General features: G+C 44.6%; 18 protein-coding genes and 1 tRNA gene. 1 reads left to right on the forward strand and 18 read right to left on the reverse strand.

What is annotated here, in order from left to right:
* Positions 1-3: 3 nt before the first annotated feature.
* The 14 genes from V3O24_RS17905 to rlmE all read right to left on the reverse strand — a co-directional run bounded on the left by V3O24_RS17905 (position 4) and on the right by rlmE (position 14,160).
* The gene (locus V3O24_RS17905) at positions 4-843 is read right to left on the reverse strand and encodes a protein-glutamate O-methyltransferase (RefSeq protein ID WP_104422495.1); all 840 of its coding nucleotides are present in this window, start codon (positions 841-843) and stop codon (positions 4-6) included.
* 20 nt (positions 844-863) lie between these two features.
* The gene (locus V3O24_RS17910) at positions 864-1,511 is read right to left on the reverse strand and encodes an STAS domain-containing protein (RefSeq protein ID WP_331308245.1); all 648 of its coding nucleotides are present in this window, start codon (positions 1,509-1,511) and stop codon (positions 864-866) included.
* Complete coding sequence (locus V3O24_RS17915) at positions 1,498-2,265, reverse strand: ParA family protein (RefSeq protein WP_104422493.1); 768 nt, start codon at positions 2,263-2,265, stop codon at positions 1,498-1,500. The genes V3O24_RS17910 and V3O24_RS17915 overlap by 14 nt, the downstream gene beginning before the upstream one ends.
* 2 nt (positions 2,266-2,267) lie before the next feature.
* On the reverse strand, positions 2,268-2,750 hold the full coding sequence (locus V3O24_RS17920) for a chemotaxis protein CheW (protein ID WP_104422492.1): 483 nt from the start codon (positions 2,748-2,750) through the stop codon (positions 2,268-2,270).
* A 46-nt stretch (positions 2,751-2,796) separates the two neighbouring features.
* Positions 2,797-5,127 (reverse strand): methyl-accepting chemotaxis protein, encoded by a 2,331-nt coding sequence (locus V3O24_RS17925; RefSeq protein WP_331308246.1) that lies wholly within the window; start codon positions 5,125-5,127, stop codon positions 2,797-2,799.
* Between the two features lie 72 nt (positions 5,128-5,199).
* Positions 5,200-5,715 (reverse strand): chemotaxis protein CheW, encoded by a 516-nt coding sequence (locus tag V3O24_RS17930; RefSeq protein WP_104422490.1) that lies wholly within the window; start codon positions 5,713-5,715, stop codon positions 5,200-5,202.
* A 20-nt stretch (positions 5,716-5,735) separates the two neighbouring features.
* Complete coding sequence (locus V3O24_RS17935) at positions 5,736-7,850, reverse strand: chemotaxis protein CheA (RefSeq protein WP_104422489.1); 2,115 nt, start codon at positions 7,848-7,850, stop codon at positions 5,736-5,738.
* 196 nt (positions 7,851-8,046) lie between these two features.
* Entirely contained in the window at positions 8,047-8,409 is a 363-nt protein-coding gene (locus V3O24_RS17940) for a response regulator (protein ID WP_006892323.1), read from the reverse strand.
* Between the two features lie 189 nt (positions 8,410-8,598).
* A tRNA-Leu gene (locus tag V3O24_RS17945) sits at positions 8,599-8,683 on the reverse strand.
* Positions 8,684-8,770: 87 nt separating this feature from the next.
* On the reverse strand, positions 8,771-9,178 hold the full coding sequence (gene secG / locus V3O24_RS17950; protein ID WP_308471990.1) for a preprotein translocase subunit SecG: 408 nt from the start codon (positions 9,176-9,178) through the stop codon (positions 8,771-8,773).
* A gap of 4 nt (positions 9,179-9,182) precedes the next feature.
* Positions 9,183-9,929 carry a triose-phosphate isomerase gene (gene tpiA / locus V3O24_RS17955; protein ID WP_104422487.1) on the reverse strand — a complete coding sequence of 249 codons (747 nt, stop codon included), beginning with the start codon at positions 9,927-9,929 and terminating at the stop codon, positions 9,183-9,185.
* A 55-nt stretch (positions 9,930-9,984) separates the two neighbouring features.
* On the reverse strand, positions 9,985-11,325 hold the full coding sequence (glmM, locus tag V3O24_RS17960) for a phosphoglucosamine mutase (RefSeq protein WP_104422486.1): 1,341 nt from the start codon (positions 11,323-11,325) through the stop codon (positions 9,985-9,987).
* Between the two features lie 135 nt (positions 11,326-11,460).
* Positions 11,461-13,383 (reverse strand): ATP-dependent zinc metalloprotease FtsH, encoded by a 1,923-nt coding sequence (ftsH, locus tag V3O24_RS17965; RefSeq protein WP_308471987.1) that lies wholly within the window; start codon positions 13,381-13,383, stop codon positions 11,461-11,463.
* A gap of 159 nt (positions 13,384-13,542) precedes the next feature.
* A complete protein-coding gene (gene rlmE, locus V3O24_RS17970) occupies positions 13,543-14,160 on the reverse strand; it encodes a 23S rRNA (uridine(2552)-2'-O)-methyltransferase RlmE (RefSeq protein WP_104422485.1) in 618 nt (205 codons plus the stop codon).
* A gap of 48 nt (positions 14,161-14,208) precedes the next feature.
* Between rlmE and yhbY the strand changes: the two genes are divergently transcribed.
* A complete protein-coding gene (gene yhbY / locus V3O24_RS17975) occupies positions 14,209-14,475 on the forward strand; it encodes a ribosome assembly RNA-binding protein YhbY (RefSeq protein WP_104422484.1) in 267 nt (88 codons plus the stop codon).
* Positions 14,476-14,547: 72 nt separating this feature from the next.
* Here the strand turns inward: yhbY and greA are convergent, their stop codons facing one another.
* The 4 genes from greA to V3O24_RS17995 all read right to left on the reverse strand — a co-directional run.
* Complete coding sequence (greA, locus tag V3O24_RS17980) at positions 14,548-15,024, reverse strand: transcription elongation factor GreA (protein WP_104422483.1); 477 nt, start codon at positions 15,022-15,024, stop codon at positions 14,548-14,550.
* Between the two features lie 87 nt (positions 15,025-15,111).
* Entirely contained in the window at positions 15,112-18,330 is a 3,219-nt protein-coding gene (gene carB, locus V3O24_RS17985) for a carbamoyl-phosphate synthase large subunit (protein WP_331308247.1), read from the reverse strand.
* Positions 18,331-18,477: 147 nt separating this feature from the next.
* Positions 18,478-19,605 (reverse strand): glutamine-hydrolyzing carbamoyl-phosphate synthase small subunit, encoded by a 1,128-nt coding sequence (carA, locus tag V3O24_RS17990; protein WP_331308248.1) that lies wholly within the window; start codon positions 19,603-19,605, stop codon positions 18,478-18,480.
* A gap of 452 nt (positions 19,606-20,057) precedes the next feature.
* On the reverse strand, positions 20,058-21,107 hold a 1,050-nt coding region (locus V3O24_RS17995; RefSeq protein ID WP_331308249.1), incomplete at its 5' end, for a hypothetical protein.

Here is a 21,107-nt window from a genome sequence, read left to right on the forward strand (position 1 = left end):
TGCTTATGTATTTTTCCTGTAACTGGTACATGCAACCAACTCGAATTCATTGGATAGCTGGTTTAATGATTCCGAATGTCCGATAAACAACCATGACCTACTCGACAACATTTGAGCATATCTTTGTGCAAGTAATGTCTTTGTTTCACGGTCAAAGTAAATTAAAACATTACGACAAAAAATAAAATCAAAATGACACTTCATTGGCCAGTCTTGCATCAAATTTAATTTTTTAAATTGAATAATTTGTTGTAATTGAGGCCTTACTTTTACTTGGCCAGACTGTGATGATTTACCTCGCATAAACCATCGCTTGAGTATATCTTCTGGTAAATCACTGACGCGATCTTCCGTGTAGATACCTGCCGATGCTGTTTGTAAGACATTGGTATCCAAATCAGTTGCTAAAATTTTAATGTCCCAGTCAGCGGGTACATTTTCCAATAAAGTAATCGCCAAAGAATAAGGCTCCTCTCCGGTAGAGCAGCCGGCGGACCATACCCTGATTTTTCTGGAGTTTTTATTTCTAACTAAAATTTCAGGGATAACAACGTCACGGACATAATCAAAATGATGCATTTCCCTGAAAAAGGCAGTCAAATTGGTTGTTATGGCGTTAATAAACTCAGTAAACTCGTGCTCAGGATAATTTTTAAGATACTGGCAATATTCCTTGAAATCCGCCAACCCAAGTTTCCTTACCCGCTTTGACAGTCTCGAATAAAACATATCAAATCTTTCATCAGGAACCTGAATACCTGAATGCTCATTGGACAGCTTTCTTAAAAAATTAAAATCATCAACAGTAAATTTAAATTCTCGATCCTTCTCAACAATGGCCATATAAACCGCTTCCTTTTTAATTACTCGTCATGAACGCCAAGTACGTCTAACAAGCCCAGCAATTTGGCAGACTCAACAAATCGTGGTGACGGGTAAATAATGGTTGCTTTCTTTTGCAATTTAACTTCATCTTTTTTCAATGAAACCAATAGCTGCAGTGTGGCTGTGTCTATTGACGATACATCAGATGCATTTATTTCAATTTCATCGTAAGCGCCCAACAAATTCTTCAACTTTTCGTGCAGCTTAACGACATTCTGAATAGTCAATGTAGAATCTAAATCAATTTGCGACCCATCCATTTCCTCTGAAACAGAATCCTCGGCAACTGCTCCTGAACCGTCTAATGCATCTACTTTTGCCCAGTTACCTTCTCCATCCATGCTGTCATCACCCCTTTCTTCTATAAAAACGCTGTCGCTATCGATCTCATCTATTACTAATTCATTTTCTTTAGTTATATTTAAAATCACAATTTCTTCGGCATTTTCAATCAAATCATCCGAGTAATCATCGGTCATCGTGACATCATTATCACAGCCTGCGTCTTCAGGTTTATTGCTATCCAAATATACCTTATCGATTGTTTCTTCAACTTTATCAACATCGCCGTCCATCCACGCTAGAGGATCGTACCCGATTAAATCATTTTCTTCACTTGTTGCCATACATCACCTTGTCTTCAAGAAAATCATGAGCAAGGCTACGAAAATCCCTTGCCGAACGACTTTTCGGACTATATTCTAAAATCGTTTTACCAAAGCTGGGACATTCTGCAAGCAGCGCTGTCTCTCTAATGACTGTCGCCAATATTTGCTCAGGAAAATGCGTAAGCAGAATATTTAACACCTGGCTCGATATTCTTCTATTAGGCGAATATCGAGACATCACTAATAGTGTTTTAAATTTCCTTTTCAAAGCCTTTTCGAATCTCTTAATCGTACCCATTAAATGAGATAAACCTTGCAACGCAAGAAAATCGCTGGCCATAGGAATTAAAATCTCATCAGCAGCAATCAATGCATTCGCAACTAGCAATCCCGAAGATGGGGGACAATCAATAAAAACAAAGTCCTGATCATTAAGACTTTCATGTAAGGCATCTTTTAACAAAACACCACGAGGCGAACTATTGCTCGTTAGGTGTTCAATCTCTTTAAGCTTTGATCCTGATGTAATGAGCTGCAAATTATCCCTGACAGAAATAAGTTGCTGATGAACTTTTTTCTCTTTCAGCATAGCCTCATCAATACCACCAATCCCCTGTGTTGTTACACCTAAAGAAACTGCTAAATGGCCTTGCGGATCAAGATCGATAGCCGTAACTTTTATTCCTAATTCTGCAATAGCATGACATAAATTCGCAGTAGTAGTCGTCTTTCCAACCCCACCTTTCTGATTAATTATTGCAACAATTCTCACCGTCACACCAAACTTTCAATACCCTCAACCTCATCGGGATTGAGCAATTTATCAACGTCTAAAAGCATAATCATCTTTTTCTTATACACATGCATACCTCGCATGTAACGCGTATCAATTTTTGAACCAAAATTTGGTGCTTTTTTGATATCCCCTAAGTTAATATCCAGCACATCAGAAACCGCATCGGCCACAATGCCCATAACAAACTGGTTTGCTCCATGTTCAACACAAAGCACAATAACTACTGTCTTAGGAGAATATTCACAGTGTTCCAGGGAAAAACGTTCTCGTAAATCAATAATGGGTACAACGGATCCGCGTAGATTCAATACACCTTTAACAAAAGCAGGGGTATTCGGTATTATGCGAACGGCTTCCCAGCCACGAATCTCTTGCACCTTTAAAATTTCGACGCCATAGGCTTCGCCTGCAAGTTGAAAGGTGAGAAATTGTTCTACCCGACTATTCACATCTGTTGTCATTGTTATAGTTTCCTGTCGGTTATATGGTTTTCAGTTTTTAACAACATTAAAACTCTTCCCATTCGTCGCTGCTATCACTTTTGAGTTTACTCGAAGATAATAAAGCAGGGGCTGCTACAGTTTTTTGCGTTGTTGCTCTTACTGGCGGTGCTACAAACGCCTTACTATGCCCGGATGACTTAGACATTGCCGAAACAGCCTTTGAATTGACTCTAAAAAAGCTAAGCAACTGGGTCATATTGGTAGACTGTTCACTCATAGCAATGCTACCTGCGGCGGCCTGTTCTGCCAAAGCCGCATTCTGCTGAGTAATGTCATCCATCTGGGAAACAGCCTGATTGACTTGCTCGATACCCGCTGATTGCTCTGAACTGGCGCTGGCAATATGGGCCACAATGTCGCCAACTTTCGCAACGCTTTCGACAATTTCAGTGAGCGCGGCCCCCGTCTCATTTACGAAAGCCGTTCCGGCACGGACTTTTTGCACGCTGTTCTGGATCAGCTCATTACTTTGCTGAGCCGCAGTTGCGCTACGTTGAGCCAAGTTGCGCACTTCTGTCGCCACAACCGAAAAGCCGCGCCCCTGTTCTCCCGCCCTGGCAGCTTCTACAGATGCGTTTAATGCCAACAGATTAGTTTGAAATGCAATTTCATCAATTACACCAATAATCTCAGCAATTTTATTGCTGCTCTCATTAATTTCCTGCATTGCTGCGATAGCTGAATTAACTACGCCTCCGCCTTTTTGGGCCAATTGACTTGCTAAATTCACAACCTCTGTTGCTTGAACTGTGTTCTGCGCATTATTTTTTACAGTACTGGCAAGCTCTTCCATGCTGGCAGCCGTTTCCTCAAGGCTAGCCGCTTGTTGCTCAGCTCGATGTGACAGGTTGTTATTACCGCTGGCCATTTCTTGTGATGAACTGTCTATAAAATCCGCAGCATCTCTGATTTGAATGATAAATTCACTGAGCTTTGCCAAGGTGCCATTAATATTACTCTTGCATTCAGCGTAGACACCTTGGTATTCGTTAGTAATAGCCGTAGTCAAATCGCCTTCAGCCATATTTTCCATTACTCTGTTAATATCGCTAAATACACTTTCAATGACATCGGTTAACTCATTGATGCCAACCGACAGCGCTTTCGTGAATCCCTGTTTGTCGTTTAGTTTTATCCGGGTACTTAAATCACCGGCTTTAACCCCTTGCACCAACCGATCAATTTCCTGCTCAATTAAAACCTCATGAGTTCTATCCTGCCATTCAGCAACATAACCAATACGTTCGCCATCGCTATTCACGGGACTAGCGATAATACTCATATGCCGACCGCCAATGACCAACTCCGCTTTGACTGATTCTTGTGCTTTTTGCAATACCCCGCTTCTAACTGTAGAGTGATACAAATCAACATTTGAACCCATCATCTTATCGGCGGAAAAATCAGGTAGTTCTTTGCGAAGATCACTTTCCGCTGCTTTGAACATCCTCTGAACACTGTCATTCATATAAATGATTTCAAAATTCTTGTTCGCTACCATGACAGGGGACTGCACATTATCCAGAGCCTGAGTGATACGTTTGGATTCTGCAAGGCCTTGCTTAAAATCAGCTAAATCCACGCCCAACTTGACTTCCATACAATACAAGCCACGTAAAAAATCGCCTAACTGATCTTCTCGTTTCAAGTTAACCTTGTTTCCGAAGCTGCCACTGCTCAGCCGATAACAAATAGTGATCGCTGTTTCCAGTGTATCGGTTATTACTCGAGTCATGTTAATGCTAAGTGCAGATGCTATCGCGGCTAACAAACCGACGCCTGCTAATAAGGCATACTCCCCGGTCAAAAATAATCGATACATCAAAAAAAAGATAGGCAGCAAAAAAGCGGCTACTGCAAAAGCATTTTTCTTCCCTATTGCAATTTCTCCTATAGACTTAGCTATTATTGCTAAACCTGTCGGCTTTAATTTTACTTCACCGGCGTTAATTTTTTTGTACAACAACTCGGCAGCTGGAATTCGGTCACGTTTTGGAGGATGTCGAACAGAAAGATACTCATAGACCTTTCCATCTTTAAATAACGGCATAGCATTGGCCTCGACCCAGTAATAGTCGCCGTTTTTACATCTGTTCTTTACCAGTCCTTGCCAAGGCCTAAGTTGTTTTAAGGTTGCCCATAAATCTTCATAAGCCTCCGCAGGCATGTCAGGATGGCGAACAATGTTATGTTCCGCTCCCATCAACTCATCACGGGTAAATCCGCTGGTTTCAACAAATGCATCATTAACGTAAGTAATACGACCCATTAAATCGGTTCTCGAAACCAGGATCGCACCTTTTTTCAGAATCACCTCGTTATTAGTTACAGGCATATTAATCTTCACGCTAACTTACCTCTCAAACCATGCAAAATACATTTATCCACCCAGGATACTTGAAAACCATTAATTTTCATCCTGATCCAGCTCTTCCAGTTTCAGTAACTTATCCACATCAAGCAACATCACCATGCGTTCATTAACCGATACCAGTCCATTAATGAATTCATTACTTACCTTAGCCCCAAAGTCTGGGGCACTTTGAATTTCAGTTTTATCTACACTAATTACATCAGAGACGGAATCGACAACAACACCCATTATACGTGTCTTGTTGCTGTCGCCGGTTTGCAACACCACAACAACTGTTAATGGCGTATATTCAGCTTTGCTTAAGTTAAACCTTTCTCTCAAATCCAGAATCGGAACAATGGAGCCGCGTAGATTAACGACGCCTTTTTCGTAACAAGGAACATTAGGTATTCTGGACACGGGCTCCCAACTTCGTATTTCCTGCACTCGAAGAATATCAACGCCATATTCTTCCTTGCCTAAAGCAAAACTCAGATATTGCACTGCGTTATCCAGATTTTTACTATAGTGATATTGGTCAGTATCTTTATTTTCAGCTTCTTGTGCCATATCTGCTTCTATCTATTATCTTATCGAGTTGAAAAACGCACCAAACCTGGAACATCAAGAATCAGCGCAACAGAACCGTCACCCAAAATAGTTGCCCCTGAAACGCCTTCCACTCGCCGGTAATTTGCTTCCAATGATTTAATAACAACCTGTTGTTGGCCTAATAATTCATCTACGAGTAAGCAACAAAGCTCCCCCTGTCCTTCAACAACCACAAGAACTCCCTCCTTTGACTTCGTTGGATTGCCAGAATGGACATTAAAAATTTCTCGCATTCTGATAACAGGTAAATATTCATTGCGCAGACGAAAAGTCTCCCCTTTACCTGCTACCTTGTTTAACATTCTTTCCGTAATGTTAATCGATTCAATAATGGAGACTAACGGTACAATATAAGTCTCGTCTCCCACAGCAACGGATTGGCCGTCAAGAATAGCCAAGGTTAGCGGTAAATGGATCGCAATCGTTGTGCCTTTACCCAGCTCTGAAATAATTTCTATATTACCGCCCAATGACTGGATGTTTCTTCTTACGACATCCATGCCTACACCGCGACCGGAAATATCGGTGAGCTGTTCAGCCGTAGAAAAACCAGGCATAAAGATCAATTCGAATATCTGTTTTTCTGTCAGTAAGTTATTCTCTTCAATCAAACCTTTTTCTATGGCTTTTGCCAGCAGCTTATCTTTATTTAATCCACGACCATCGTCGATGATTTCTATAACGATGTGACCGCCTCGATGATAGGCCTTCAACTCTATAGTTCCTGTTTCAGGCTTACCTGCTGCGACTCTGTCAGCAGGCATTTCTATACCGTGATCCAGACTATTTCTAATTAAATGAACCAACGGGTCATTGATCAGCTCAACGACGGCTTTATCGACTTCGGTATTTTCTCCGACAAGTTTCAGCACAATTTTCTTATCTAATTTACTGCTGATGTCATGTACTAAACGCGGGAAGCGGCTAAAAACGAAGCTAATAGGCAGCATCCGAATATTCATGACGCTTTGTTGTAGATCTCGAGTGTGGCGTTCTAACTGGGCTAGCCCTCTTTTAAGTTGGCCAACTTTATCCATACTAAAGTTTTCACCCACTAAACCCAACATTGATTGGGTAATCACAACTTCACCAACCATATTGATCAAAGTATCGATTTTATCGGTATCCACCCGAATTGAGCTGGCTTTTGCTGTGGTTTTTGCCGCTTCATTGTCATTATCCTGAACTTCCGGTTTTTTGGCCTCTTGAACTGGCTTAGATTTGACCTCAACGGGCTTAGGAACGGGATTATTGGATATGGTTACGGCAGGTTCAGGATGGGATTCTTGTACAGCAGGAGCGGATTTTACGATTTTGGTTTTAGCAAGCGGCTCAATCTCCATTTCACAATCGCCTTCAACCCAATTAAATATTTCCTTGATTTCATCGCCCGAAATATCTCCGACAACTTTTAAATCCCAAGAAATATTACATTCCTCTGGATCTAACTCATAAAAACCTGGAATATCCTGAATATTAGCAATAGTTGTTAATTCACCTAGCTCATTCAGCTCTCGAAACAGTCTTACAGGATCATTGCCGGTTTTAAGCAAATCCAAATAGGGGCAAAAAGCTATTTTCCAGCCCTGCTCTTCTAATTCAACGGATTCTTCTTCCGCAATATCAGGGACGATGTTGACGGCAACAGATTCTTTCGCTAATTCCTGCCCAACAGGAATGGGGGCCGATTCTTCTGTCATAGAACCGCCGTTAAGAACAACTTCCAACGCTTTTTTATGCTTGGCTACGCTAGCGTTATTAACGTCCTGTTCATTCTGTATCGCAGTCAGCATCTCTCTGAGGCAATCAACAGATCCAAGTAAAACATCTACTGCCGGCTGGGTTACTTTCCTACGCCCATCTCGCATTTCATCAAGCAAGGTTTCCATAATATGGGTGTATTCAGCAACTACGGTAAAACCAAAAGTTCCACTGCCACCCTTGATCGAATGCGCCCCCCTGAAAATGGTATTGATTATTTCCGAATCAATATCTCCCATATCGAGAGTTAACAATCCTGATTCCATTGCTTCCAGGCCTTCGAAACATTCTTCAAAAAAGACCTGATGGAATTGTGACATATCAATAGACATAGACTTACCTGTGTGCGCCTAAATTCATTTAAATAAGATTAACAATAACCCAAAACACTTTCTTTATTGATCCTCGTCTGGATAAATACTTAAATCATTTATCTAAACATTTCAAATAAAGCTTTTCCAACTGGGCGTATTGAGACATAAACTGCCCTGCATGCACCTAACACACTTAGGCACGATAGCGTATCAACTACCCTAAAACTTTCAGTAATGTTTTTAATAATTGATCAGGATTAAAAGGCTTAACCATCCACCCTGTTGCCCCGGCAGCTTTACCTTCTTGCTTTTTTTCGATCCCAGATTCAGTTGTCAGCATCAGCATGGGAATAAATTTATAATCCGGGAGTGCGCGCAGATCTCTAATTAAAGTGATTCCGTCTTTGTTTGGCATATTGACATCAGTTACCACACAATCAAACTTTCTAGCCTGGGCTTTTTCTAAAGCATCAACTCCATCCACAGCTTCTTCGACATCGTATCCAGCAGCTCTTAAAGTAAATGAAACCATTTTTCTCATTGAAGCTGAATCGTCAACTGCAAGAATACTTGCCATTGTTTTCTCCATTAATCTCTAAATTTTCAAAGCAAAAACCTGTGCGAATATTACAGCGCCTACGTCTGGTCAAGTATAGTCTAATTTTTTTCTGTATCGCACTTCTCAACATCGAAACTTAATTTATTCATTTTCATTGTAACAAACAAAAAAACACCCCACTAGAGAAAATCCCTAGCAGGGTATATTTGGTGCCGATGGCCGGATTTGAACCGGCACAACTTTCGTTACCACCCCCTCAAGATGGCGTGTCTACCAATTTCACCACATCGGCTAAAACATGATCGTAAAGATACTATTCAATGCACACTGTTTTAATTATTCTTTATTTAATATTTACTTACACGATAAACAGTATTTGTTACTTTTTCTCAGCTGCTTGTTCAGAAACCGCGGGAGCTGCAACAGGCACTTCTTCGGACTTAGGTTCAGGCACAGGAGAGGTATTGGCAGCACCTTTTACCCCACTCACATCAGGAATACCAAGCGCATCCTGATCAACTTTAGGCGCATTCATTAAATCATAAGCTGCACCCTGCTTACCATTCAATACTGCCAGACCTAAACTGGTCATAAAAAACAAAGTTGCCAGAATTGCCGTAGCTCGAGATAAAAAGGATGCCGCACCCTGAGCGCCAAAAACAGAACCTGAAGACCCCGTACCAAAAGCAGCACCCGCATCAGCTCCCTTACCTTGTTGCATTAATATCAGTCCAACAACACCTAAACCCAACAGCACATGAACAACAATAATTACCTGATACATAATAAATCTAGATTGAATGATAAATCTTTAAAAAGGATTCCGCATCCAACGAAGCCCCGCCAATTAAACCGCCATCAATATCCGGCATAGCAAACAAGCCTTTTGCGTTATCCGGTTTTGCACTGCCGCCATACAAAATTTGTATTTGATCCGCAATAGCCTGATCTTTGGCGGCAATATACTTTCTTATGTACTGATGAACTTCTTGAGCCTGTTCATCAGTAGCCGTTTTTCCTGTTCCTATTGCCCAAACAGGCTCGTAGGCGATCACTGCCGCACCAAAAGCCGCTATACCCGCCAAGCTAATAACCGCATCAAGTTGAGCATCGATTACCGCAAAGGTTTGATCTTGTTCGCGTTGTTCCAGCGTTTCGCCTACGCACAGAACAGGAATAATGTTTTGCTCTTGCGCCTGACAAAAACGCGCAGCTACCGACTCGTTTGTATCACCGTAATAACTGCGTCTTTCTGAGTGTCCTACCAGAGCGTATTTGCAATTGAATTCACTTAGCATCGCCGCCGAAATCTCTCCGGTAAACGCGCCCGAAGGTTTATCGGCAACGTTTTGCGCGCCCAATGCCAATGCGGTACCCTTAACCAATTCACTTATCTTAGGCACATGCACATAAGGAACGCACACTGCGATATCCGCACTATTCTCCCCTAACCCGGCAACAATACCTTTTACAAGCAACTCAGCACTGGCAAGAGTTCCATTCATCTTCCAATTTCCCATAACTAGAGACCGACGCATCACCACTCCTCACATAGAATCAAACCGCTTATGATATATATTAATAGCCCCCAATTCAAGCTCCCATTGCTTTCTTAACGTCCTCTGCTATTTGATGGGCGTAATTTTTAACCGAGTCTTCCTGCCGTCCTTCCACCATTATGCGAATTAACGGCTCTGTTCCCGAAGCCCTAAGCAACACGCGCCCAGTATCTCCGAGTTTCTTCTCGACCGCTTTCACCGATTTTTGTATTCCCTCATCTTCAGCCGGATTTATTTTCTTGTTAGTCTTTACGTTTACCAGGACTTGCGGATATTTCTCCATGCCGGATTTCAATTCATGTAAATTTTTACCGCTACTTTGCATTTCCGCCATAATCTGTAAAGCAGCAATAATGCCATCGCCCGTTGTTGTCTTATCCAGACAAATGATATGCCCGGAATTTTCGCCGCCTAAAATCCCCTTATGCTCCGCCAACATTTCCATGACGTACCGATCCCCCACATTCGCCCTTAGCAGATCGATTCCCAGCTTCTTCAAGCCATGCTCCATACCCAGGTTTGTCATTAGCGTACCTACGACAGGCCCGGACATTAGCCCCTCATCTAATCGTGCTTTGGCAATAATATAAATAAGCTCGTCACCATCAACAATTTCACCCTTATGATCGACCATGACCAATCGATCACCATCACCGTCCAGAGCAATACCAAAATCTGCACGGTAAGCTAAAACCGTTGCCGCAAGCTTCTCGGGCTTGGTTGCACCGCACTCATCGTTTATATTAAGACCGTCCGGTTCAGCCCCAATCGTAACAACTTCCGCACCCACTTCGCTAAACACATGCGGAGCTATATGATACGTTGCTCCATGAGCGCAATCGACTATGATCCTCATGCCGCTAAAATCCAACCGAGTCGGCACACTGGCCTTGCAAAACTCAATATAGCGCCCTGCGGCATCAACCAAGCGCTTCGCCTTGCCCAATTTTGACGACTCTACCGTCGTCATTGGCGAATCAATATGCCGCTCTATTTTTCTCTCTATTTTATCCGGCAGTTTCGTTCCCTGTACCGAGAAAAACTTGACCCCATTGTCGTAATAGTGATTATGAGAGGCGCTGATAACAATACCTGCCTGCGCCCTTAAAGTACGCGTTAAATAGGCTATCCCCGGCGTCGGCATCGGGCCTAACAAGCGGGTATCGACTCCCGCAGCGGTTAAACCGGCCTCCAGCGCAGACTCAAACATATACCCGGAAATACGCGTATCCTTACCAACAAGAACAAAGCCATGCCCTTCGCTCGCAAACACGCGACCGGCGGCCCAGCCCAATTTCAAGAAAAAATCCGCCGTTATTGGATGTTCGCCCACCCGGCCCCTGATGCCATCAGTCCCAAAATATTTCTTTGTCACAATTCTAAAACCTAAAAACAGATGAAAAATAAAACGCGAAAGCTAAAAAGCCCTACTTGCCATACAGGTACTTATAAGGCGCACAAAAAAAGGAGAGACATTACATCTCTCCTTTAGCGTCAACTCTTCAAGCTCTCAATTTTGCTCAGCAGTTCCGCCACACAATTTCTCATTTTTTGCGTCGTCTTTACTCTTAACATCATCGACTACGACATCGCCATGAGAAGGGGGCTTATCATCCCAGCCCTGCGGATCTCTTACAGGCTTGCGGGCCATCAAATCCTCAATTTGATATTTATCGATAGTTTCATATTTCATTAACGCTTCTGCCATAGCATGCAGAATATCGATATTTTCCTTCAAAATTGTTTCGGCACGCTCATAATTCCGGTCAATAAAAGAACGGATTTCTTCATCGATAGTATGAGAAGTTTCTTCGGCAACCGTTTTATGTTGCGTCACCGACCGCCCCAAAAAGACTTCGCCTTCTTCTTCACTATATGACAACGGCCCCAAACGCTGAGAAAAGCCCCACTTAGTCACCATATTTCGAGCCAATTCAGTAGCCCGTTCAATATCGTTCGACGCGCCGGTGCTCACCTGCTCAGAACCAAAAACCACTTCCTCGGCGATGCGACCGCCATACAAACTGGAAATCATACTGTCCAATTTTTGCTTGCTGGCACTGTACTGATCCCGTTCAGGCAGAAACATGGTAATACCCAACGCACGACCCCTAGGCATAATACTAACCTTGTAGACTGGATCATGTTCAGGAACCAATCTGCCGACTATGGCATGCCCCGCTTCATGATAAGCGGTCATTTTCTTTTCTTTCTCATTCATGACCATAGACGTTCTTTCAACGCCCATGATCAATTTATCCTTGGCTTTTTCCAGATCGGCCATATTGACCACCCGCTTATTCATTCTGGCGGCGAATAAAGCGGCTTCATTGATCAAATTAGCCAAATCAGCCCCGGAAAAACCCGGTGTACCTTGCGCAATATATTTAACCTCAACATCGTCAGCAATCGGCACTTTTTTGACATGTACATTAAGAATCTGCTCACGCCCCCTGACATCCGGCAAACCTACCGTTACCTGACGGTCAAACCGGCCCGGACGCAATAACGCTTTATCCAGTACATCGGGACGGTTTGTTGCCGCAATGACGATAATGCCCTCATTGCCCTCGAAACCATCCATTTCAACCAGCAATTGGTTTAACGTTTGTTCGCGCTCGTCATTACCGCCACCCAAACCGGCTCCGCGCTGGCGACCGACGGCATCGATCTCATCAATAAAAATGATGCAGGGCGCATGTTTTTTGGCTTGCTCAAACATGTCGCGTACACGGGATGCACCGACACCGACAAACATTTCAACAAAATCCGAGCCGGAAATTGTAAAAAACGGCACTTTCGCTTCGCCGGCGATAGCCCTGGCCAACAAGGTTTTTCCTGTTCCCGGAGGGCCGATCATCAACGCGCCGCGAGGAATTTTACCGCCCAGCTTTTGGTATTTCGCCGGATCCTTAAGGAAATCGACCATCTCGACAACTTCTTCCTTAGCTTCATCACAACCGGCTACATCAGCAAAAGTCACTTTGATCTGATCTTCTTCAAGCATGCGGGCTTTGCTTTTACCGAAATTCATTGCGCCGCGACCGCCACCAGCGCCGCCCTGCATTTGCCGCATGAAGAAAACCCAAACCGCAATCAGCAATAACATTGGTCCAAAAGAAACCAGCAACTGCATCAGCATAGAAGGCTGCTCGGGCGGAACGGCCTTGATTTCAACGCCGTTCGCCAGCAAATCATCGACCATATGCGGATCCGATGGTGCGTAAGTCTTAAATATCTGCCCGCCCTGCATCTTTCCTTTGATGATATTGTCTTCAATCATCACCTGCTGAACCTGGCCCGCTTTGACCGACTCGATAAATTGCGAATACGACATCGACGAATCAGACCGGTCATTTTGCGGGCCAAAATTATTAAAAACGGACATCAATACAACTGCAATGACGACCCATAGGATTATATTTTTTATCATATCGTTCAATTTACACATCCTGGGCCTGATCGGCTCTCGATTTAAAAACTGAGTAATTATATCAGGAGTTAACTTTCCTGACTGTCGTTATTTATCTGGCATTCACCAGCAGATAATACCTAGCTTACACTGTTCTACATATAATAGTGCTACAAAAGACTATTTAAAGCCTTTAGCTAAAATATAAACTTCATTACTTCGAGGCCTTGACGCTTTCGGCTTTCTGATCGCCACTTTGGCAAAGGATTGTTGAACCTCCTTAAAAAACGCCTCAAAGCCGGCACCGTGAAATAACTTCACCAGAAAAACACCGTCTTTAGTCAATACAGTCTTGGCCGTTTCTAAAGCCAACTCCCCCAAATAAATAGCGCTGGGCTGATCTACCCCCTTATTGCCACTCATATTCGGCGCCATATCCGACATCACCAGATTAACCGGCACACCATCCAGAACAGCATACAATTGATCCAGAACGGCTTGTTCACGAAAATCGCCCTGTATAAAATCGACACCCTCAAGCGGCTCCATCGGTAAAATATCCAACGCAATAATCTTGTTTTTTTTACCGACAATCGGCCGCGCAAACTGCGACCATCCACCCGGGGCAGCGCCCAAATCGATAATATTCATCCCCGGCTTAATCAACTGGTCTTTATCCTGAATTTCCTTCAATTTAAAAACCGCACGCGAACGATAGCCCTGTGCTTGCGCCATTTTGACGTATTCGTCGGCGAAATGCTCCTGCATCCAGCGACTACTGCTTTTACTTCGTCCCATAATTATATTTTTAGTGTAAAATTCAGGCTTTTGATTTAGGAATAAAGAGTGAACTCTGCAGACAAGAAAAAACTTCGAGCCCAAGCGCACAGCTTAAAGCCCGTCATTATGATTGGTCAATCAGGACTTACGGCGGCCGTGCTGGCAGAGATTGAATTGGCGCTTGACAGCCACGAACTGATTAAAGTGCGAATACGCGCTGAAAGGGAAGATCGCAAACTAATCAGCGAAAAAATCTGCACTGACACCGGAGCCGAGCTTATCCAAAGTATCGGACAAATTGCAGTTATTTACAGACTAAACCCTGATAAATAAGTTAGGCGCAAGGTTCAAGGAGAAAGATACAAGGCCTTCTCCTCTTGAACCTTGAACCTTGAACCTTGAACCTCAAATATACTGAATCGAAAGAATTTCGTAGTCGACATCGCCGCCCGGCGTCTTAACCGTCACAACATCTTCAACTTCTTTACCGATTAAAGCTCTGGCAATCGGCGAGCCGATTGAAATACGCCCTTCCTTGATATTGGCCTCATCTTCTCCAACAATCTGGTACGTCACCTTTCTCTCGGATTCAATATCCTCTATTTCTACTGTAGCGCCAAACACGACCTTTCCATTGGCATCAACCTTGGTAACGTCAATAATTTGCGCATTGGAAAGTTTGCCCTCAATCTCGGAAATACGTCCCTCGGTAAAGCTTTGCTGCTCTTTCGCGGCATGATATTCGGCGTTTTCTTTCAAATCACCGTGCTCTCGTGCAGTGGCAATCGACGCTATGATACGCGGACGCACAACCGACTTTAACTCTTCCAATTCTGCACGTAATTTTTCCGCACCTTTGACGGTGAGCGGTACTTTATTCATTTTTAAAACTCCAATAATTATTTTGTAGACTAAGGGCGAAAGGCGAAATTCGCCGCTCTTTTAGCCTTTCGCCTTGCACCTTTCGTCTTAAATCAAACTCTTATGCAGACCCTGCAAGCTATTCACATCGCCCGCGTCCAACTCACCCAATGCGTAACAAGCCGCTCTTGCACCGGCCATCGTCGTGTAATACGTTACGCGATGCTGCAAAGCCTCTCTGCGCATGGTGAATGAATCGGAAATCGCTTTTGCGCCTTCTGTCGTATTAATAATCAGTTGAACCTGATCGTTCTTAATCATATCAACCGTGTTAGGCCGCCCCTCGTTAACCTTGTAGACCACTTCGCAAGGAATGCCCGCGTCCTTAAGATACTTTGCCGTGCCGCCGGTGGCGACAATTTCGTATTTCTTGTCAACCAGCATTCTGGCCACATCGGGCGCCTTGGCTTTATCCGCATCGCGAATACTGATCAGCACCTTGCCGCTGTGATTCAGGTTGACGCCGGCAGCGCGCTGAGACTTGGCGAAAGCTTCACCGAAGGTTTTTCCCACCCCCATCACTTCACCGGTTGATTTCATTTCAGGCCCCAACAAAGGATCGACGCCTGGGAATTTAACAAACGGGAACACCGCTTCTTTAACCGAATAGTAACCGGGAATGCGTTCCTTGGTAATACCTTGTTGCGCCAAAGTTTGCCCAACCATGCAGCGCGCCGCAATCTTAGCCAGCGGGTAACCGGTTGCCTTGGATACAAAAGGTGCGGTACGCGAGGCCCTTGGATTGACTTCAAGCACATAAATATCCTCACCCTGGATCGCAAACTGGGTATTCATCAAACCCACGACTCCCAGAGCCTCGGCCATTTTAGCCACTTGCTCGCGCAATTTATCCTGAATCTCCTGCGCTAACTCATAAGGAGGCAGGGAACACGCGGAATCTCCCGAATGCACCCCGGCCTGCTCGATGTGCTCCATCAAACCGCCGATCAATACCTGCTCACCGTCATAAATCGCATCGACATCCATTTCAACCGCATCGTCAAGGAAACGATCCAGCAATACCGGCGAATCGTTGGATACGCTGACCGCTTCTTTCATATAACGTTGCAAACCCTCTTCATTGAAGACGATTTCCATTGCCCGCCCACCCAAAACGTAAGAAGGCCGAACGACCAACGGGTAACCCAGCTCTTTCGCCGCATTAATCGCCTGATCGACAGAACGCGCCGTAGCATTGGGAGGCTGCCTCAGATCCAGTCTTTCCAGTAATTTTTGAAAACGCTCACGGTCTTCGGCCAAATCGATCGAGTCAGGCGATGTACCGATAATAGGCACGCCCGCAGCTTCCAATGCGCGCGCCAGTTTCAGCGGCGTTTGCCCGCCGTATTGCACAATCACGCCTTTGGGCTTTTCAAGATGCACGATTTCCAGTACATCTTCCAGCGTTAACGACTCGAAATACAAACGATCCGAGGTGTCAAAATCGGTAGAAACCGTTTCAGGATTGCAATTGATCATGATGGTTTCATAGCCGTCTTCACGCAAAGCCAGTGCGGCATGCACGCAGCAGTAATCGAACTCGATCCCCTGCCCGATACGGTTAGGCCCGCCACCCAGAATAATGATTTTTTCCTTATCGGAAACCCGCGCTTCGCATTCTTGCTCATAAGTTGAATACAAATAAGCCGTGTCGGATGAAAACTCCGCCGCGCAGGAATCGATGCGTTTATAAACCGGACGAATATTCTGTTTATGCCGCACATTGCGCACCTCGGATTCGGACGTATCCAGCAACTTGGCCAATCTGAGATCGGAAAAGCCTTTGCGCTTTAATTTATACAGCTCCCCTGCTTTCAAGGTCGACAAAGTTTTAGTCGATAATGACTTTTCAGTAATCACCAAGTCTTCAACCTGCGCTAAAAACCAGGGATCGATTTTACTGGCTTCATGCACGTCTTCCAGACTCATGCCGCTACGGAATGCATCGGCGACATAGAGCAAACGATCCGGCCCCGGATGGCGCATTTCACGCTGCATTTTTTCCCGGGCGTCTTCCCGGTTCAAATCGATAATTTCATCAAGACCGCTGATGCCGATTTCCAATCCGCGCAAGGCTTTTTGCAGTGATTCCTGAAAAGTACGGCCAATCGCCATGACTTCGCCGACGGATTTCATCTGCGTGGTCAAACGGTCATCCGCCTGCGGGAATTTTTCAAAGGTAAAACGCGGCACCTTGGTGACCACATAATCAATAGTCGGCTCGAACGATGCCGGTGTTGCGCCGCCGGTAATCTCGTTTTTCAATTCATCGAGCGTGTAACCGACAGCCAGTTTCGCCGCCACTTTGGCAATCGGGAAACCGGTTGCTTTGGACGCCAACGCAGACGAACGCGATACGCGCGGATTCATCTCGATAACAATCAAGCGGCCGTCTTTCGGATTAATCGCGACCTGTACGTTGGAGCCGCCGGTATCGACGCCAATCTCGCGCAACACCGCCAGAGAGACATTCCGCAGAATCTGGTATTCCTTATCGGTCAAAGTTTGTGCCGGCGCTACGGTGATCGAATCGCCGGTATGCACGCCCATCGGGTCGAAGTTTTCAATGGAACAAACAATGATGCAATTGTCTTTCGAATCGCGCACTACTTCCATTTCGTATTCTTTCCAGCCCAGCACCGACTCTTCAATCAATAACTCGTTGGTTGGCGACAAATACAGACCGCGCTCGCAAATTTCAACAAACTCTTCCTTGTTGTAAGCAATACCGCCGCCGCTGCCGCCCATCGTGAATGAGGGACGGATAACCGTCGGATAGCCCACTTCCTGCTGCGCGGCCATTGCCTCTTCCATCGAATGCGCGGTTTTTGATCTCGCCACTTCATAGCCGATTTTCCGCATCGCCTGATTGAACAATTCACGGTCTTCGGCTTTGTTAATCGCTTCTTTGGTAGCGCCGATCATCTCGACGCCGTATTTTTCCAAAACGCCGTTGGCATCAAGATCCAACGCGCAGTTCAACGCAGTTTGTCCGCCCATGGTCGGCAATATCGCGTCGGGGCGTTCTTTGGCGATGATTTTTTCTACGGTTTGCCAGTCGATAGGCTCGATATAGGTCGCATCGGCCATCTCCGGGTCGGTCATAATCGTCGCCGGATTGGAATTGACCAGAATAACGCGATAACCTTCTTCCCGAAGCGCTTTACAGGCTTGCGTGCCTGAATAATCAAACTCGCAAGCCTGACCAATAACAATGGGACCTGCGCCCAGTAATAAAATCGATTTTATGTCGGTTCTTTTTGGCATTTTGTATGAGTTACCATTTATGTTGCTGTTACTTGTGCAGGATGGGCTAAACAAATTTCAGCCCATCAATCGCGAACGATGGGCCTCATCCTAGGCAATTGCTCCTGCATCCATGCAGTCGTCAGCCCACTTTACGAAACCAGGATACTACGAAGCTTGTTCCATCATCTCGATGAAATCATCGAATAAAGACTCCACATCATGAGGACCTGGACTTGCTTCGGGGTGGCCTTGAAAGCTCATAGCCGGGCAGTCCGTCCGTTTGATACCCTGCAAACTGCCGTCGAACAATGAGCGGTAAGTCGCTACTAAATTATCGGGCAGACTGGCTTCGTTGGCCGCAAAGCCGTGATTCTGGCTACTGATCATCACCCGGCCCGTGGCTATTTCCTGAACCGGATGGTTGGCGCCATGATGGCCGAACTTCATTTTCTCGGTTTTTGCGCCGCTGGCTAAAGCCAATAACTGATGCCCCAGACAAATGCCGAACACCGGAACTTTTTTCTCCAGTATCGCTTTAATAGCCTCTATCGCATAAGTACACGGTTCAGGATCGCCGGGACCATTAGACAGGAAAACGCCGTCTGGATTCATCGCCAATACTGTTTCAGCTGGCGTTGTTGCAGGAACAACAGTGATGCGGCAACCGCGATTGGCCAATAATCTCAGAATATTGCGTTTAATACCGAAGTCATAAGCCACAACGTGCTTGGTCAGATTTTCGGCTGGCTTATGACCATGCTGCAAATGCCAGACATCTTCAGTCCATTCGTAAGGCTGGGCAACCGTGACTTCCTTAGCCAAATCCATCCCTTTCAAACCTGGAAAGCCTTCGATGGCTTTTTTCGCAACGTCCAAGTCGACCGATTCGCCCGCCATAATGCAGCCGCGTTGCGCACCTTTGTCACGCAAAAGCCGGGTTAATTGCCGGGTATCGACATCGGCAATAGCCACGACGTTATTATCGATCAAATATTGCTGCAAGGTTCTTTCGCTACGCCAGTTGCTGGCCAACAACGGCAGATCCCTGATCACCAAACCGCTGGCAAAAACGCCGACTGACTCGTCATCTTCGCCAGTCGTCCCGACATTGCCGATGTGGGGATAAGTTAACGTCACAATTTGCCGGGCATAAGAAGGATCGCTCAAAATCTCCTGATACCCGGTCATAGCCGTATTAAAAACCACCTCGCCCACGGAACATCCATCTGCACCAATGGCTACACCGTTAAAAACCGTTCCATCTTCCAAAACCAATAAAGCAGACCTAGTCAAACACGTCACCTCAAATGTGCAAAACGGGATGAACCCTTAAGGACTCATCCCGTTGTAAAAAAACAAAACTGGGGTAATTTTACGAGATTATGCGGTTTGGGTCATTAACAATTTTTTTAATCCAAAGACAGCCTATAGGTTCTATCGCATTAAACTTTGGGTTTTGCGTGGATACGATCGGCATACTATGTGATTTTCGATTAATGTAATGGCCTGTATCCGTTGGTATGTAGCAGCAATGTTTACGCCTCTTTTTCGGCCCCATACTGCAAACTACCTTACTGGACGGGTAAGCCCGACCAAAAACTTAAAAATACAACACCGTTTATGGTCGCGCTCCGGTTGAGCACAATGTCAGGCTGCACGTGTGATTGCAAGACCTGACCCCGTACTTTTGTATTTCATGTGAATAATACGATTAGCAAATCTACCTCTTTCTACAACCCTTAACTTTAATCAAATAACGATGACTCTTTGGTATCATTTGTTAGGGGTTCAATATATCTGAATATTATTTTAGGTCTTTTGGCGTTTAATTTACCTTTATCATCTAGCCTTGAAATAGAGCCATGTATTCGGCATTTTAAAAAAAGCGCGGGCTTGAACTCAACAATACTGCCATACTCTGGAATACAAGTAAGAATATGCCCCCGATAACCAAAACCTATAGTATTCGACATTTCATTCCCTCTCGTTACCTCGCCCTCTAACACTACATTCTGTCCATGCATCAGTTCTGGAAATAATATTTCTTCTTGTTCCTCTGTTTCTTGAGTAAATATTTTTCTATACTTTTTAGTAACGGTTTCCTCGACTAATTCTCCATCCTGATATACACCAATTGAAAGAACTCTCTGCTCTTCGATCAACTCAGATATTTTTGCTAGTAATTTGGGAGGCGTTGCCGCATAAAACTCAAGGAATTCCCTTGGAACGTATAAATACTCTCCTTCGGAATTTCGAATACCGATTAATTCATTATTGTCTTTGAATTTAACGTCCACAAATTTTTTTATCGCCATATCTCCTAAATGCTTGCCAATTTTCATTATCCACTGTATCGCTAACAATGATTTACGGAATGCATCTTTAAGTCCAAAATTCTCAAAATCACGCTCAGCCATTTTCTGAGCAGCTTGTATCCCATATGCTGTGACCATGGCACCGCCAGCAATCTTAATTAACTCAACCAGTTCAGGAATCGCTATTACAAATGAACCTTTTTTGACTCTTACTGGAAGTTCAAAATCGGTTTTTCTTAAATCTGGAGATTGCTGAAACATAAAAAACCTAACAGCCTCATCAAATCCTAACAAAGCCTGGGCAGACTTTCGAGCATCCATAAAACCTTCGTCAACCATCTCACCATCATATTTCAGATAACCCAGATACTTTTCTTCTTTTTCCATATTTAGTCCTGTAGGCCAGAATAAACCGGTTCGAGCGACCGCGAGGTGGCGTTTCCGGCAAACATCAGCCGAATTCGCCGGAAACGCCACCTC

It is taken from the genome of Methylobacter sp. Wu8 (assembly GCF_036440755.1).
Taxonomy (GTDB): domain Bacteria; phylum Pseudomonadota; class Gammaproteobacteria; order Methylococcales; family Methylomonadaceae; genus Methylobacter_A; species Methylobacter_A tundripaludum_A.

Coding starts and splice junctions, on each gene's coding strand:
- ftsH (WP_308471987.1), bottom strand. CDS start 13,383: ATGATAAAAAATATAATCCTATGGGTCGTCATTGCAGTTGTATTGATG.
- rlmE (WP_104422485.1), bottom strand. CDS start 14,160: ATGGGACGAAGTAAAAGCAGTAGTCGCTGGATGCAGGAGCATTTCGCC.
- carB (WP_331308247.1), bottom strand. CDS start 18,330: ATGCCAAAAAGAACCGACATAAAATCGATTTTATTACTGGGCGCAGGT.
- greA (WP_104422483.1), bottom strand. CDS start 15,024: ATGAATAAAGTACCGCTCACCGTCAAAGGTGCGGAAAAATTACGTGCA.
- V3O24_RS17930 (WP_104422490.1), bottom strand. CDS start 5,715: ATGGCACAAGAAGCTGAAAATAAAGATACTGACCAATATCACTATAGT.
- tpiA (WP_104422487.1), bottom strand. CDS start 9,929: ATGCGTCGGTCTCTAGTTATGGGAAATTGGAAGATGAATGGAACTCTT.
- V3O24_RS17910 (WP_331308245.1), bottom strand. CDS start 1,511: ATGGCAACAAGTGAAGAAAATGATTTAATCGGGTACGATCCTCTAGCG.
- V3O24_RS17920 (WP_104422492.1), bottom strand. CDS start 2,750: ATGACAACAGATGTGAATAGTCGGGTAGAACAATTTCTCACCTTTCAA.
- V3O24_RS17905 (WP_104422495.1), bottom strand. CDS start 843: ATGGCCATTGTTGAGAAGGATCGAGAATTTAAATTTACTGTTGATGAT.
- V3O24_RS17940 (WP_006892323.1), bottom strand. CDS start 8,409: ATGGCAAGTATTCTTGCAGTTGACGATTCAGCTTCAATGAGAAAAATG.
- V3O24_RS17935 (WP_104422489.1), bottom strand. CDS start 7,850: ATGTCTATTGATATGTCACAATTCCATCAGGTCTTTTTTGAAGAATGT.
- V3O24_RS17925 (WP_331308246.1), bottom strand. CDS start 5,127: ATGCCTGTAACTAATAACGAGGTGATTCTGAAAAAAGGTGCGATCCTG.